We start from the raw sequence: 16,711 nt of genomic DNA, 5'->3' as shown, positions 1-16,711 counted from the left end.
GGTAAGCATGAAATATTATTCCCATCCAGGGAAATTAATGATAAAACACTTAATTGAAGTTAGGGATATTTCTAAAGCACAGGTTCCAGATGAATATAGAGAAGCCTATGAAATAATATCCTTATGTCACGATTTTGGGAAATACACTACTTATTTTCAAGAATATTTGAGGAATAAGAAAAAAACCAATTTATCAAATCATGGATTTATATCTGCTGTATTTGGCGGATATATAGGCTTAAAACGATATGGGGAAGGGAATATCCTTCCCTTGATTATATACAATACAATTTTACATCATCATGGTAATTTAGAAAGCTTTTCAACTAATTTACCAAGTAAATTCAAAGATGTGTTAAGGACAAATTTTCCTATTAAGGTAGTGGAGAAAATAGATATAGGATATAAGCAAATAGAGAATATGAATAAAAATATGGAATTTATAAAGCCAGATATGGAAAACCTTAATTTCCTACAGGAATTCGAAGAATTTATTTTAAAGGAAAATATTTTAGAAAACACATTAGCAAAACTTAGAAGATTGGACTTGTTGTCTGTAAGAAGCTTAAAGTCTCACCAGAACTATTTTATACACCAAATATTATATTCAGCTTTAATTTCTGCAGATAAAATAAGTGCTTCAAATACTTTTACTCCTAAAGAAATGTATGGAAATTTTGAAACATTAAATGCTATTAGAGAAAAGAAGTTTGGAAAACCCACTAATGATATAAACCAAATTAGAACGAAAATCTTTGAAAAGGTATTAAAGAAGGTAGAACAGAATTATAATAAATCCAATATATTTTCTATAACTGCTCCGACAGGCACAGGGAAAACTGTTACAGGTTTTTTTGCAGCTTTAAAGTTGAATGAAATGCTTGGAGGAAATAGAAAGATAATATATTCATTGCCCTTTACATCCATTATAGAACAAAATTACGATGTATTATTTGATATATTTAATGGTGTAGATAATTTTCAAAGGAATTTTAGTAGTTATATTATTAAGCACCATAATTTGTCAACAGTAGAATATGAGAGTGAATATAGAGATTATACCAAAACGGAAGCAGAATTGTTAATAGAGAATTGGTCTAGTGGAGTAGTAGTTACTACTTTTGTTCAACTTCTAGAGACTCTTGTAGGTTCTAGAAATAGAATGCTAAAAAAATTTAACTCTATAAAAGATTCGATTATTATTTTAGATGAAATTCAAGCTATAGATATAAAATATTTTCAACTAGTGGATTTTATATTGAGAAAAGCCTGTGAATACTTAGATGTGAAAATAATCATTATGACGGCAACAAAGCCTTTAATATTAACCCATGCCCTAGAACTGTTAGAAGACAATGAAAAATATTTTAAATCTTTCCGAAGAACTAGATTAATACCCAGATTAAAAAATATTACTATAGAGGAATTTGTAGATGAATTTATCGATAATTTAGAAGAGAAATCTTATATGGTAGTTTGTAACACCATTAAGCAATCCTTGGAAGTATATAGAGAATTATGTCATTTAGATAGGGATGTATATTATTTATCTACCAATATTCTTCCAGTACACAGAAGGGGGAGAATAAAAGAAATAGAGGAACGCCTTAGAAACGAAGACAATATTATACTCGTTACAACTCAAGTAGTTGAAGCAGGGGTAGACTTGGATTTTGACATAGTAATAAGGGATATAGAGCCTATAGATTCAATTATACAATGTGCTGGAAGATGTAATAGAAATAACGAAAATAAAATAGGGGATGTATATATATATTCTATAGTAGATGAAACAGGGAAAAATTTTGGCAATTATGTTTATGGAAATAGCTTAATAAATATTTCAAAGGAAATTTTACAAAACAAGGAGAAAATTTTTGAAGAAGAATATTATAGAATTATAAACGATTATTTTACCAAAGTAAAACAAAATAAATCTAAAGAAGTATCAACAAAATTCATTGAATCAATTGAGGTATTGGACTTTTCTGAAGGAGAATATTCTATTAATAGTTTTTCGTTAATACAAAACAATCCTGGATATATGGATGTCTTCTTTATATACGATGATAGGGCTGAAAGGGCATATGAAAACTATTTAAAGTTATCCAACATAAAAAATATAAATAAAAAAAGAGAATTATATTTAGATATTCAAAGAGATATGAAGGATTATACAATCTCTATTCCCAACAAATATTTTAGAAGTTTTACTACGAATAATGGAATCATTTTACTACCTAGAGAAGGAATAGAGTTATTCTATGATGACAAGACAGGTTTTATAAGAGATAAAGAGGATGAATGTATGATATTTTAAGGGGGGATTACTTGGAAGCATTAAGAGTGGGTGGAACTTTAATATGGTATTACTATATTTGCAAAAGAGAAGTCTGGCTTATGGCCCATAATATTGTTTCAGACCAGGATGATCCAAATATTGATATAGGACGGTTCATGCATGAAAACTCTTATAAAAGAAAGAAAAAGGAAATTTCTATCGGAGGTATAAAAGTAGACGTACTTGATAAAAAAGATGGTTATTTGATGATAGGGGAAATAAAAAAATCTTCAAAATTCATAGAAAGTTCAAAGATGCAACTGGCCTATTATTTATTAGAACTTAAAAGGAATGGATTAGAAGGAAGAGGAGTACTTATGTTTCCGCAGGAAAGAAAGCGAGAAACTATAGAATTAACAGACGAGCTTATAGAAGAGTTAGAAGGAGCTGAAAAAGATATTATGGAAATATGCAACCGGCCCTATCCGCCAAAACCAAACAAAATTAATATGTGTAAGAATTGTGCCTATGCCGAATTTTGTTGGTCTTAAGGAGATGATAATTCTATGAAGAAGACAATATATATCTTTAACGATGGAGAGATAAAAAGGAAAGATAATACCTTATATTTTGAAACCGACATGAATAAAAGATATATTCCAATAGAAGATATAAGCGATATACTTGTGTTTGGTGAAGTAAGTCTAAACAAAAGCCTTTTAACATATATATCTCAGAAGGGAATACTTATGCATTTTTTCAATTATTATGGTTATTATACTGGCACCTATTATCCTAGGGAATATTTAAATTCGGGGTATATGATACTTATGCAAGCAGAACATTATTTAGATGTCAATAAAAGAATGGCTATTGCTAGCAAATTTGTTGAAGGAAGTAGCAAAAATATGTTGAATGTAATTAGGTATTATAAAAATAGAGGTAGGAGCTTAGAAAAAATCGAAAATGCTATAATATCTTTATATGAAGAAATACATCATTGTAAAACTACTAATCAATTAATGGGAATTGAAGGAAATATGAGAGATATGTATTATAAGGCTTTTGATGAGATAATAGATAACAATGATTTTACATTTGAAAAAAGAACTAGGCAGCCACCTAAGAATGAACTAAATGCCTTAATTAGTTTTGGGAATTCTCTATTATATGTCCTAATATTAAGCGAGATATATAGAACCCATATAGATCCAAGAATAGGCTATTTACATACTACAAACTTTAGGAGATTTACGCTTAATTTAGATGTAGCAGAGGTATTTAAGCCTATTATTATAGATAGAATAATTTTTACTCTTATAGGCAAAAAAATGATAACAAAGGATGATTTTGAACCTGATATAGGTGGAATTCTATTAAAAGATAAGGGTAGTAAAACCTTTGTACAAGAATTTGATAAAAAGCTTTCGTCTACTATAAAACATAGGCAACTAGGAAGAAATGTATCTTACAGGAGACTAATAAGAATGGAGCTATATAAGTTAGAAAAGCATTTAATCGGAGAAGCTAAATACGAGCCCTATGTTTCAAGATGGTAATAGGTGATACAAATGTTTGTAATATTAGTTTATGATATAGAAGTAAAAAGAGTTGCAAAAGTCTTAAAAACGTGCAGAAAATATTTATATTGGGTACAAAATTCAGTATTTGAAGGAGAAATTTCCAATGCCAATTTAGTGAAATTAAAACTTGAACTGAAATCAATAATAGATGAAGAAAAGGATTCAGTAATAATATATTCCTTTAGAACTACCAGGTATTCAAATGTAGAAATAATGGGTATAAAAAAAGGCGGAGAGGACAACTTTTTGTAATACACAGTTTTTTAAATGAAGATACAAAACTGTCGTCGACCCCAGGTAGTGCAAAACCCCCTGGAGATCGACGACAATTTATTTTTTATAACAAATGTGTAGATTTCAATAGATATATAGGGAAATAGAAAAAATATAGTATTGAAAATTCAGATGTTTCATATTTGACAAAAAATGAGAAACATAGTAATATCAATGTATAGAATTAGTTTATAGATTACCTATAAGGAATTGAAACGACCAAATCATAAAGTGCAAGGCGCCACTGTTATTGTGTTTATAGATTACCTATAAGGAATTGAAACAAAATCTCAGGGAAACCAGTGCTAGAAGTAGGAACAGGTTTATAGATTACCTATAAGGAATTGAAACGAATTACTTTCGTCTATTTCTACACCATATATCTTTTGTTTATAGATTACCTATAAGGAATTGAAACGAATCTTAGTAAGGCAAGGCGAACTTGAACCTGCTTTTGTTTATAGATTACCTATAAGGAATTGAAACGAAGTAGAGCTATAGACTTAGGGATATTTAAACCTAGTTTATAGATTACCTATAAGGAATTGAAACTCTGACACGCTATCTGGTGAGGTGGTGAGCTTCATAAGTTTATAGATTACCTATAAGGAATTGAAACTGCTGCAGTTGCTTAAAGAGAATGGCATTTCCCCTGTGTTTATAGATTACCTATAAGGAATTGAAACCAGGTTTTGTTAATATAATCTATCAATGTAATATTTTGTTTATAGATTACCTATAAGGAATTGAAACTAGAACAGATCCAGGATTATGAAGATGGTTTTTTTGCGTTTATAGATTACCTATAAGGAATTGAAACTCCCATTTGTTGCCTATAATCTCCATTGTGTCATCTTGTTTATAGATTACCTATAAGGAATTGAAACTTGATGTTGACGAAATCAATGGAACTGCAACTGTATTTGTTTATAGATTACCTATAAGGAATTGAAACCCATCTGGCAATTCTTGTGTATTCACATTAACATTTGTTTATAGATTACCTATAAGGAATTGAAACTCGTGACATCCAGGATGTCTCTTTTCACAGTCTATACGTTTATAGATTACCTATAAGGAATTGAAACAATACTCATCATCTGTTATATCAAATACATCTTCATAGTTTATAGATTACCTATAAGGAATTGAAACTACCATTTGAAAATTTCAGCCAAGGTGTAACTAACCAGTTTATAGATTACCTATAAGGAATTGAAACCAAGTGCTAATTGTTTGATATCCTCAGCTTCCGATGGTTTATAGATTACCTATAAGGAATTGAAACGCGATATAATTCCTCTAACAACTATTTAAAAGCTCACGTTTATAGATTACCTATAAGGAATTGAAACTCAAAATCGCCAAACTTGATTAAACATCCAAAATAAAGTTTATAGATTACCTATAAGGAATTGAAACAATAGTAATGCTTTTATATTAATTATTAAAGATGAAAGTTTATAGATTACCTATAAGGAATTGAAACCCAAAGTAATCCCTTATATATCTCATATTGTTTTCCAGTTTATAGATTACCTATAAGGAATTGAAACGAACCTGCTTGTGGTATGGGACACATTAGTAAGGTTTGTTTATAGATTACCTATAAGGAATTGAAACAAACCTCCAAATAGAAATATGATTAGTAGAAATGTTCGTTTATAGATTACCTATAAGGAATTGAAACGTAAAACCTTGTTTTTGTAAATCTATAATGTACTCAAGTTTATAGATTACCTATAAGGAATTGAAACTAAGTGTCACTCATGCCATAACCCGAATCCATAAACAGTTTATAGATTACCTATAAGGAATTGAAACATGGTCACTTCGTAGCAATAGAAGTCAAAGGATCCGGGTTTATAGATTACCTATAAGGAATTGAAACTAGTCAACATCTGCATCTGCTGCTATGTCAATATTTTGGTTTATAGATTACCTATAAGGAATTGAAACTAAACTCAATAGTTTCACCATATAAACCCAGTAACCCGTTTATAGATTACCTATAAGGAATTGAAACATATTTTATACCTGCTATACCAATAATTGTTAATTTGTTTATAGATTACCTATAAGGAATTGAAACTTGGGCAGATCGGCTCTACCCATATACTATGCTACTATGTTTATAGATTACCTATAAGGAATTGAAACGTATTTGTGCTAGAGATATTTCATAAATACTGCCTTCCCGTTTATAGATTACCTATAAGGAATTGAAACTTTCCTGAATATGTAGCAAGAACCTTGATTGAATCTAGTTTATAGATTACCTATAAGGAATTGAAACCTGAATTGTTTGGTATTTTAGTTGATTTCCTGTAATTAGTTTATAGATTACCTATAAGGAATTGAAACATGGATGATGGCAAGATCGTAAGTAACGAAACAGGCGAGTTTATAGATTACCTATAAGGAATTGAAACGTAGGAAAAATAGATAGGGATAATCCTAGAACTGAAAGTTTATAGATTACCTATAAGGAATTGAAACTCCCCCCAATAAAAAATCCCACCTGTGTATTTGTCAATTGAAATTTGGTTCTCTTGCAATTTTGGTGATTTTAATGTAGCCTCATTAAGCACATAAGAATTATTAGCATTTTAACCAAATATTTCCTGGTGATTGAATACCTTTATCCTCAAAAGATCAAACTTGCATCTTCCATAACTCATACGCTTAATTTCTTTTATTTTGTTGATTATTCCTTCTAGCAATCCATTTGTATAGCTACTAGTAAAACTGTTTTTGACTGAATCTATATCTCTTTTAATTCCATTAACAAAAGAATTTAATTCAGGAATATTAAATTCCCTTGCTTTTGTCATCCATTTTTCCAATGGTAATTTGTTGTCTAAGAACATACCCTTAAAATTGTCAATCAGCTCTTTTAATTCTACAAGCTTATGGTAGCTTTCTTTAAGGCTTTCTAAAATATTGAGCTCGTCCTTAGTAAGATTGGAATCGTTTTTACATATTATTTTAGTTACAGTGTGTATGGAAATACTTTTCTTTCTCCCTTCACTTTTATTTTCATCGTAACTTATACCTTTTTTATCGTCATATATTCCTTTCTTAAGTCCATTTTTGTTTATATAAGTGGAAATTAAAGACCTTGAACCATCATAACCTTGTTGTATTAGAATATTTAATATTTCCTCATGGGTATTACCGTTGTCCAATAATTCCACGATTAATTCTCTATATGGATCCAATTTGCTTCCTCTCTTATAGCCAGAAGGCCAATAAACAGGTTTTTTAGCCCTTATATATTTTCTTATGGTTTCTCTAGACATTGAGTAATCTTTAGCAAGTTGTCTTTCTGATATCCCAGCTTTGTGTTTTTCTTTTATCTCCATCATTAAATTCCATTTAGCGGATATTTTTTCTTCTCTAATTCTATTTTTCAGATTTCTATTATCAATTACAATTACATTATTCTGATTACCTATGTCACTTTTACACATATCATCATTGCGGCTTGAGATTACTAGTTTCCTTGGATATTTCCTTTTAATATATTGGCTTATTGAATCTAGAAGGTTTTTTATTAGATGGAACTTATCAGAAATTTGTTCTGCTTTTGGTAAAGCTTCCTTAATGGCAGATGCATATGTTATAGAACCATCCCTGCTTACTAATTTAATATGAGGGTAGTTTTTCAGCCATTCTGATAGGTCTTTTTTATTTCTACTCGGTAGTATATCTAATACTTTTCTTTTGTCCATGTCACATATTAATGTGCAATAATTCTTGCCTTTTCTAAAAGCAAAATCATCTACTCCAATATTAGTAACGGATTCATTAATTTTATTTAAACCCTTTGGTAACTTTCTTAAAGTCCTTAATACGGTGTCATGGGAAATTTTAATTCCAAGCTTACTCATAATTTTAGAAACTTTTTCTGCACTGGTTGATAGCCCCAGGATCTTGATTATCTCAATAATATTGTTGGGTAATCGTCCATAAGGATCTATAAAATCAAATCTTTCGGTAAAAATCTCCTGGTTGCAAAATATTTCTTTACACTTGAACTTTCTGGCTATTAATATAATTTCCTGAGAGCTTCCATCTAATGAACCATTAAACATCTTTCTAGTATATTTAGAATGTATCTTATCCGAAACTATTCCACAACTAGGACATTTACAGTACTTTTTAACACTTTCTGCTATGATGAATGTTTTATTACCTTCTTCAAACTGATGTATAATCCTTATATCTTCCATCTTTATCCCCTTTAATATAATAATTATGTTTAAATTATATTAAAGAGGATGTATTAAAGTTATTGATAAATATTTTCCATTTTTGTCATCACCAAGTTTGCAAGAGAACCACTTTTCAGGTTCTTCCTCATAATCGGTTAATTGGGTTAGGAAAATAAGGATTGATATATGACTTTTTTCTCAACAACTCATAACTTGCTCTGCCATACATATCCCTTTTAATTTGTTTTATTTTATTCACATTTCCTTCTGTTACCCCATTGTTTAAATGACATGATGCAGCATTTATTACTGCTTCCCAATCAGTTTTCAAAGATGATATAAATTTATTTGTGCAGCTATCCTCATAACTGCAACTTAATAGGTTTATAAAACATAAAATATTTAAATTTATCAAATATTCCTTGAATCTTTGATAAAATGATTTATATATTTTCAACACTGGGTATTGTTCTAGAATCTCTTTAATATAAGTTTTAGTTTCTTCGTTACATTTCCAATTAAATAAATATTTAATGACCTGACTTCTACTTATCTTTTTTGATTTCTGACTTTTAGCTTTATCATCTTCCTTCAACATACTACTTTTTTCAATTTTTGATATATAATGTTTGAGATTTGAATATGTAAGGATAATTTCTCTTTCCTTAAGCCTTCTATAAACCTCTGAGACATTTCTTGTTTGTAGATACAATTTAATAATTTCATCCTTATGCGGGTCAAGATAGCTATAATTTCTATTACTGGTATTGTACACACTGACATCTTCTATATCAGTAACGTTAACATACTTTGCTACAGTCCTTCTATCTATTCCATATTATTTAGCAATGCTTCTATCGGACCTTCCTTTAGCCGATTCTCTTTTGATCTCCAATATTAGTTTTTGTTTTTCTTTTTGCTTATCTGTGAATTCCCTTGTTCTATCCCTAGCTTCTACATCTGTTATCTCATTTTGCATATTCGTTATTTTGATATACATAGGAATTTTATTCTTTATTTCCTTTGATATTATTTCACTTAGATTCATAATTAAATGGAATCTATCAGCTATATGGTTACATTCTTTTGATACAGCTCTGTAGGAATAGCCCCTATCCCTAGGAATAGTATGGAGATTTGGATATCTATTAAGTACCTCTTGAATTTCTTCTGGATGTCTAGTATTTAAAATATCAACTATTTTTCCAGTATCTAAGTTTATTATAACCGTTTCGTAATGATGTTTTTTTAAAAGGCAAAATCATCGATTCCGATAGAATAAATTGAATCTTCATCTATGGAAGGCTCCCATTTCTTAGATAACCTCAAAAGGGTATCCCCAGACACCTTGATATTAATATCACTACATCTCCTAGCAGCAGCTTCGGCACTTTGTGTTAAAGAGAATTTAGTCAGCATTTCATTCAATCTTTTAGTTCTACGTTCTTTTGTCCCAGCAAGCTCCTCTATTCTCTCGCTGAATACTTTTGTATTACAATCTGGATTTTCACATCTGTATTTTGCAAGCCTAATTACTAAAAACAAAGGCTTATCTATAATATTTAAATCCTGCATTTTCCTGGTAAAATAAGTTGCTACTGTCGAAGATGAAGTATTACAAGATGGACAATTACAGGATTTTCTTTTACTGAAAAGATATATTATAATTTTATCTTCATTAACTTGAATTGATTTCTCTTCTAAATATTCAGGAAACATGCCTTTAATCAATTTATATTTCATTGTTATCACCCAATTAAATTCTATCATCTGGCAATTATCCTTACAATAACCAATTATGAGGAAGGGTGTGCGGACAAAATTCTGGACCAAATTAAAGTAGGATTTTGATGTATACACTAGAAGAAAAGAAAAAAGCTGTGGATTTATATATTCAATACGATAAACAACTTTTAAAAACTATTAATACCCTTGGGTATCTATCTCGTAATTCCTTGAGAAAATGGTACTACGAGTTTAGAGATAGTGGCAAATTTAAAAGCAAATACACTAGAAAGCAAAAATATACTAAAGAGCAAAGAGAAAAAGCTATTAAGTATTATTTTGACCATGAATCTAATGCTACTAAGACCATTGCTGCATTAGGCTATCCGTGCCGAGCTATTCTTAAAGTTTGGATAGATGAAAAAATTCCAGGTCAACAAAAAGATTGTTCATATCAAAAATCCTTGGTAGAATATAATGAAGAGCAAAAGAAGTCGGCAGTAAAAAAACTTCTTCTACGCGAAAAATCAGTTAAAGATATTGCAGATGATATAGGAGTTGATAGAGTAACTCTATATAACTGGAAGAATCAACAATTAGGAAAAGAGGCGACTGCGATAGTGAAACCAAGAATAGATTACCAAATGATAAAGAAAGTCTTGAAGTGGAGGTTAAGCGCCTTAAAGAGCAAATTCATAGGCTAGAACTTGAAAAAGATATCTTAGAAAAGACAACAGATATAATAAAAAAAGATCCGGGCATCAATCCGAAAAAACTAACGAATAAAGAAAAAACTGAAGTGATTGATGCCCTTAAAAATAAATATAAATTAAAGGAGTTACTCCGTTTTCTTAACCTTCCAAAAATCAGCTATTTCTATCAGAAAGCCCAGCTGGCAAAAGGGGACAAATACGCTCAACTTAGAGAAGATATAACAGATATCTTTAATGATAATTATAAAGCATATGGGTATAGAAGAATATATTTAGCTTTAAAAAATAAAGGAATTGTTATATCAGAAAAAGTAATACGAAAGATTATGAAGCAGAATGAGCTTATTGTTTATCAACCAAAACAGAAGAAGTATTCATCATATATGGGTGAAATAAGCCCGGAAGTGGACAATATAATACAACGAGATTTTCATTCTACTGAGCCTAATACAAAATGGTTAACAGATATAACAGAATTTCATATTCCTGCAGGAAAAATGTATTTATCACCAATTGTTGATTATTTTGATAGTATAGTTGTAAGCTGGACAATTGGGACATCCCCAAACTCTGATTTGGTAAATACAATGCTTGACAATGCGATAGCAACACTAAGACCAGATAATCATCCTATTATTCATTCAGATAGAGGAGCACACTATAGATGGCCTGGTTGGATAAAACGAATGGATGATGCAAAACTAATTAAATCAATGTCTAGAAAGGGGTGTTCCCCAGATAATTCAGCATGTAAAGGATACTTTGGAAGGTTGAAAAATGAGATGTTTTATTGTAATTCATTGTTAGATGTAACAATTGATTACTTTATTAATCTGCTAGATAGATACATAAAATGGTATAATGAAAAAAGAATTAAAAAATCTCTGGGTGGATTGAGTCCCTATGAGTATAGACAAAAGCTTGGCCTTATTGCATAAATTAAAAGTCCAAATTTTTGTCCGCACTCCCATACATCTATATTTAAATGGTTTTTAACTGTCTTTTGCAGGTGGATATCATACATATATTATTAATCTTATATAATACAATACTTCAAAACTCTAATTTTTAACTTTATATGATAGAGAAAAGTTTATGATAGAATGAGATTGGAAAATTAGAACTATCGTATGATTTGGAACTGTAAATGGACCCTAGTAGGTATAAAGGAAAAAGGATTGCATTTTAAAATCTAGAATCCGGTCAATATAGAATTATGACTGGATTCTAGATTTTAGCTGCTTATTTAGATCATATCCATATAAGCAGTGTACCAATGTTTGTTTTTTAAAATGTCTTCTAATTTTTTCATATCTTTTCTTTCAAAGCAGGATATTATATCTTTATGTTCTTTATTTACATCTTCTAATACTGTAAATAATTTTTCTTTATCTTCACTTAAATATGATTGTCTAATAAAATTATTTTTTAACGTGTCTAACATTTCTATTAAAGTTTCATTATTACTTTTTTTAATATATATATCATGAAATTCATTTTGAAAATTCATATAATCGGTATAGTTGGTATATTTTATTGAAATGCCAATTTTGTCAACTAATTCTTTCATTTTTAGAATATCCTCACTCGTAATATTATCTATTGCCGAAGTTGCTGCTAAAGCATCTAACACACCTATTATTTCATATACTTCAAGTTTTCTTTTTGTATCGATTTCTTTTACTATAAATCCCCTCCTCGGAATGTATTCTAACATATTTTCCGAAGATAATTGAATTAATGCCTCCCTTGCAGGAGTCCTGCTTATGTTTAACTTTTCGCAAATCTCAGCCTCGTTTATTTTTTCTCCTGGTAATAATGCCCCGTTTTGTATTTTATTAGCAATATATTTATATACATGATCTTTTAATGATGCATATTCAGTCATAACCTTTCCAATCCCTCCAATTTATAAATATATAATATATTACAATTCTATAATATATCAATATGACTAATAAATCAATATTTTATTAGAATATATTGTATAAAAAGAATAATAGGGGTGGGATACTTGGTTATGAACAGCAGATGTGAAATGCCCAAATACAGAAATATAAAAACATACAGAATTGCTTGACACATTCCGTATATAATATATAATATATAATTAAACAGAGTTGATTTGAAATAAATAATAGCAGGGAGAATTGAATATAGTAAATTTCTATTATTTTGTTATCTATTATATTATTTATTGGGGTAACCTATTTAAAATGGAAGCAATATATGTTACGCAGCACACTATTTCACCCCGGGAAAGTCAAATTAAATTCACCTAAATTTAGGGTAAAATATACATAAAATCGTAGATTAAATAATCTGATCACTAAATATTAATAAAATAAGTCAAATTGTTGCACCTTGAAAATAGAAAAAGGGGACTAATCCCCTTAAACCCCTAGGATTTATCACTTTGAAGGTAACCACTTAATATTTAAAAAAGATGTGCCTTCTCCCCAAGGAAGGGGAGATTAAGTGTATAATTTTCCTTAGAGCGCTCGGGTTGTATCCCTACAGAGTCCTGTCCTCCCTAAGGAAGAATACACATCTTTAAAGCTTAAGCCACAATATTTAGTTCATTCTGAGCAGCAAATACAATTTCATTATCAATGGACTTAAGCTTTTCATTAGCTCCGGAGATTAAACACATCCTTACCAATGAGTTTAATGTTCTGATGGAGCCATTGGTACTAGAATATAGTAATTCATAAGCACTATCTGTAAATATTGGTTCATGGCAACCGCCAGACTTTAGCCTAGATGCAATATATTCTTTAGTTTCATCCTTTGTAAAGCCTTTGAGGTGGAAATTTACAACAATTCTTTGCCTAAGGGCTTCGTGAGGTTGTCGGCTAATTTGAGTAATAAATGGAGTTTGGCCTGATAAAATTAAAATAGCATAATCTTTAGAATCCATTTCAAAGTTAAAAATGATTCTTAAATCATCTAACACAGAATTAGTTAAGAACTGAGCCTCATCCACAATAATTACAGGGGTAATATTTTTGCTATGGTGATAGGTATAGATTGATTCCTGAATCTGTTTAAACATAAGAACCTTTTTATGGGCTGGAATTATCCCAAGACCATTACATAAAGCTCTGTAAAAATCCATAACCGTTAAAGTTGAAATAGGAATATACACAGGCTTAAACAAATTTGGGTTTAAAGAATCCACGAAATATCTAAGGAGAAATGATTTGCCTACACCAGGCTCTTCAGTGATTAAACCAAATCCCTTAGTATTTTTTAAAAACTCTAATCTACTTAATGCTCATTAAAATCCTGAGACTTAAAATGGTCCTTAGTTTCAATAGACTTTAAAAACGGATCATAAGATAAACCATAATAATTTTAAACATACTAATTCATACTCCTTTCATTTTCTTTATCATTGGGATTAAAGGAAGAGAAATCAACATTTTTAAAATTATGCTCTCTTCTAATCTTAGAGTTATCAATTTTTTTAACTGAATAAATCGTATCAAGCAGAAGATTATCATCAGAAAAAATATATGCTTTACCCATACATATAGAATCATACCTAATATTAATAGTGTTTCCTACATACTTTTGAGGAACTTCAAAAAGGATATTTTGTATAGAAATACTAGAATCCTCCTTAACCCTACGAGTAACCCTGTAAAGGAAAATATAATCAATCTCCTGTTTCATAGGGATAAACTTGATTAAATTAATATAACGAATAAATTTATCAATAGGTTTTTCATTAATAGAAGAATGAACCTTAGAATTGTAATTTTCTTCAACATACATAGACAAAGATTTATTTAATTCCTCTAGTGAAGAAAAGTCATTCCAATTGATAACATTCATCTATTAATCTTGAAGGGTTCTAAACCACCTTTCAATTTTACCCTTAGATTCTGGAGAATAAGGCCTTGCGAAAGACAGGATGGTACTAAGGTTTGCACAAATAAATTGCATCTGAACACTCTTGCAAACCTTACCATTATCAACAAAGAGTTTCTTAGGAATACCCTTTTTAGAAACAGCCTTTTTAAGCACCGATAAAAGGGATAAGAGATTATCCTTAAAGAAGGCTTCAGTATGAATAATAAGGCGACTTGAATAATCTAATATTGCCATAATATAAGTTTTATGCTTCTTACCATTAATACTAAGATAAGGACCTACGGAAATATCAGATTGCCAACATTTATTAGGAGACTCAAATTCAAAAGCAAGTCTCTCTACACCTTCAAGTTTTTTAGATGAAAGATTAGATTTAGAAATAAACCTTTGAACAGTAGATAAAGATATTTCATAATAATTTACATGACCTTTAGCAATTAACTCCTGATAAATAGATTTAGCACTTCTTTTAGGAGAATTTAGTTTAGTAGATACAATAAACTCCTTAGCCTCATCAGGCAAATTCCTAGACTTTCCCTTATCAGACCGTATCTTTGGATAAAGACCATCAATACCATAACGTCTGTAAAGACGGAGCCATTCCTTAATAGTGGCAGGAGCATATTCCCGAGTACTTAGAGGAGTGGTATACTCCTTAGCAGATACTTCTTCTAGGTATTCCTTAGCCGTAACCTGGGTAAAGGTTCCAGTAACTAAAGGGGCAATTAAGGAATACCTAAAAAGAGCAACACTTTGTCTTAAATTTTCATCCATAAAATAACCTCCATGTATTTAGTTACCAGTATTTTTAGCAAAATAACAGCTCTTACCCCTTAAAGGTTATGTGGGATGAAAAAACAGATAAGATTAGGATAAATACTTAGAATAAAAGGACCAAATAAATTGGTTTAAAGATAAAAAGTCATATAAAAAACGATAAAAAAGATAGGAAGGACATAAAAGATTAAGTAAATCATAGAAATAGATATAGCTATCCCTTGGAGTAATAGATTTAAACTTTAGAGAAGAAATACTTAGGCATCATTTTAAAGAAGGTAGAGTTAAAATCAAGGATATCCTTTGGAAAGACCTTAATCTTTTCAAGAATAGATGATACCTAAAGATTATTCATATTATAATAAAGGGAATCAAAATTAGCAAAGAAAGAATTAACAATAGAGTTATTCTCATTCATACGTTTCTTAAAAGAGGATATATTCGAGGCCCTAAGAGATAAATCAGAATTTAAACTATTAAAAAGATTAACTATCTTTGAATATGAATCCTTTATAACAAAAGATAAATATAGACATTCAAAGATAAATTCAAGGGAGTACTGATAATATGGAATAAGGAAACTAGGTAAAACAGCATGGGTTTGCCACAGGAAGGACATTTAACACGAAGGATACTAATTCTATGAATAGAATATTTAGTGATTACATTTACGGCAAAGGTATTTTTGATAACCATCTCTATCTTTACCATAGCGATAAAAAGAATCTTTATTATGTCAATAACTTTTGAAAATGTCAGTAAAAAATAAGCTAATTATCGCTTAAAAATGTCAGTATTAGGATATAATAATAACATCTTTGGGGCTTTGATATTGTAGCTGTTCAATTTTAAATGTCAAGGATAAAATGAACAAGCAAAGCTTGTCCTTGACATTTAAAATTTCACTAGCTTGTTTTGCAACTAGCCCCAAAGGATGTTAAAACATTGAAATTAAGCGTATTTGCTTAAAAATATTTCTTCTAGGACACTGAGTACTTCCTCATAACTTTCATCGAAATAGACTTTTTTAAATTTATCATGGCCATATTTGAAATAGTGGTCATCTGGAGGTATATACTTAGTTTTAAGTTTATTCTGCTTGGTTTCATGTTTTCTTTTAGGCTTTATGAAGTTAATTACTTCATAAACATTGCCCTGGTATTCTGCTTTAATTCCTACTGAAGTACTGATTATAACAGTGATCTTTGATTTCTTTGGGATTTCAGGCAATCCAGGGCTTTTTAATACCTGAAAATGTCTATT

At 29.8% G+C, this 16,711-nt stretch carries 12 protein-coding genes, 3 pseudogenes and 1 CRISPR repeat array; of the genes and pseudogenes, 5 read left to right on the top strand and 10 right to left on the bottom strand.

The features are described 5' to 3' along the window. The first annotated feature begins 7 nt into the window (after positions 1-7). From CUL_RS0111225 to cas2, 4 genes are read left to right on the top strand one after another with little or no spacing between them, the layout of a single operon-like run. The gene (locus CUL_RS0111225; RefSeq protein WP_025641784.1) at positions 8-2,320 is read left to right on the top strand and encodes a CRISPR-associated helicase/endonuclease Cas3; all 2,313 of its coding nucleotides are present in this window, start codon (positions 8-10) and stop codon (positions 2,318-2,320) included. A gap of 11 nt (positions 2,321-2,331) precedes the next feature. Continuing rightward, positions 2,332-2,832: a CRISPR-associated protein Cas4 gene (gene cas4 / locus CUL_RS0111220; RefSeq protein WP_025641782.1), complete on the top strand. Its 501-nt coding sequence runs from the start codon at positions 2,332-2,334 to the stop codon at positions 2,830-2,832. A gap of 15 nt (positions 2,833-2,847) precedes the next feature. After that, positions 2,848-3,840 (top strand): type I-B CRISPR-associated endonuclease Cas1b, encoded by a 993-nt coding sequence (gene cas1b, locus CUL_RS0111215; RefSeq protein ID WP_025641780.1) that lies wholly within the window; start codon positions 2,848-2,850, stop codon positions 3,838-3,840. A gap of 12 nt (positions 3,841-3,852) precedes the next feature. Continuing rightward, positions 3,853-4,116, top strand: coding sequence for a CRISPR-associated endonuclease Cas2 (gene cas2 / locus CUL_RS0111210; RefSeq protein ID WP_025641779.1), 264 nt, complete (start codon positions 3,853-3,855; stop codon positions 4,114-4,116). A 208-nt stretch (positions 4,117-4,324) separates the two neighbouring features. Further along, positions 4,325-6,636: direct repeats of the CRISPR family, unit length 30 nt; unit sequence GTTTATAGATTACCTATAAGGAATTGAAAC. 110 nt (positions 6,637-6,746) lie between these two features. Here the strand turns inward: cas2 and CUL_RS0111205 are convergent. The 5 genes and pseudogenes from CUL_RS0111205 to CUL_RS17295 all read right to left on the bottom strand — a co-directional run bounded on the left by CUL_RS0111205 (position 6,747) and on the right by CUL_RS17295 (position 10,097). Continuing rightward, entirely contained in the window at positions 6,747-8,372 is a 1,626-nt protein-coding gene (locus tag CUL_RS0111205) for an ISL3 family transposase (RefSeq protein WP_025641777.1), read from the bottom strand. 127 nt (positions 8,373-8,499) lie between these two features. Continuing rightward, a complete protein-coding gene (locus tag CUL_RS0111200) occupies positions 8,500-9,129 on the bottom strand; it encodes a transposase (protein ID WP_035143071.1) in 630 nt (209 codons plus the stop codon). 63 nt (positions 9,130-9,192) lie between these two features. Further along, on the bottom strand, positions 9,193-9,354 hold the full coding sequence (locus CUL_RS19770; RefSeq protein WP_236616456.1) for a hypothetical protein: 162 nt from the start codon (positions 9,352-9,354) through the stop codon (positions 9,193-9,195). Between the two features lie 21 nt (positions 9,355-9,375). Further along, positions 9,376-9,591, bottom strand: a pseudogene (locus CUL_RS20215) (hypothetical protein); the annotation flags it as partial. Between the two features lie 11 nt (positions 9,592-9,602). After that, a complete protein-coding gene (locus tag CUL_RS17295) occupies positions 9,603-10,097 on the bottom strand; it encodes a transposase family protein (RefSeq protein WP_157752652.1) in 495 nt (164 codons plus the stop codon). A 107-nt stretch (positions 10,098-10,204) separates the two neighbouring features. Here CUL_RS17295 and CUL_RS20210 point away from each other — a divergent pair. Next, positions 10,205-11,730 (top strand): annotated as a pseudogene (locus CUL_RS20210) (IS3 family transposase). Between the two features lie 308 nt (positions 11,731-12,038). Here CUL_RS20210 and CUL_RS0111180 read toward each other — a convergent pair. The 5 genes and pseudogenes from CUL_RS0111180 to CUL_RS17275 form a co-directional block, all read right to left on the bottom strand. Further along, entirely contained in the window at positions 12,039-12,680 is a 642-nt protein-coding gene (locus CUL_RS0111180; RefSeq protein WP_025641771.1) for a GntR family transcriptional regulator, read from the bottom strand. Positions 12,681-13,352: 672 nt separating this feature from the next. Beyond that, the gene (locus tag CUL_RS17285; protein ID WP_201767893.1) at positions 13,353-14,021 is read right to left on the bottom strand and encodes an ExeA family protein; all 669 of its coding nucleotides are present in this window, start codon (positions 14,019-14,021) and stop codon (positions 13,353-13,355) included. A gap of 137 nt (positions 14,022-14,158) precedes the next feature. Further along, positions 14,159-14,632: a Mu transposase C-terminal domain-containing protein gene (locus CUL_RS19510; protein ID WP_201767882.1), complete on the bottom strand. Its 474-nt coding sequence runs from the start codon at positions 14,630-14,632 to the stop codon at positions 14,159-14,161. A gap of 3 nt (positions 14,633-14,635) precedes the next feature. After that, a complete protein-coding gene (locus tag CUL_RS19505; RefSeq protein ID WP_201767881.1) occupies positions 14,636-15,445 on the bottom strand; it encodes a DDE-type integrase/transposase/recombinase in 810 nt (269 codons plus the stop codon). A 954-nt stretch (positions 15,446-16,399) separates the two neighbouring features. After that, positions 16,400-16,711 (bottom strand): annotated as a pseudogene (locus CUL_RS17275) (ISNCY family transposase); the annotation flags it as partial.

Origin of the sequence: [Clostridium] ultunense DSM 10521, from assembly GCF_000511955.1 — a bacterium.
GTDB lineage: Bacteria > Bacillota > Clostridia > Tissierellales > Tepidimicrobiaceae > Schnuerera > Schnuerera ultunensis.
The sequence above is the reverse complement of the archived record's forward strand: the minus strand, read 5'-3'. Positions and strand labels throughout refer to the sequence as shown.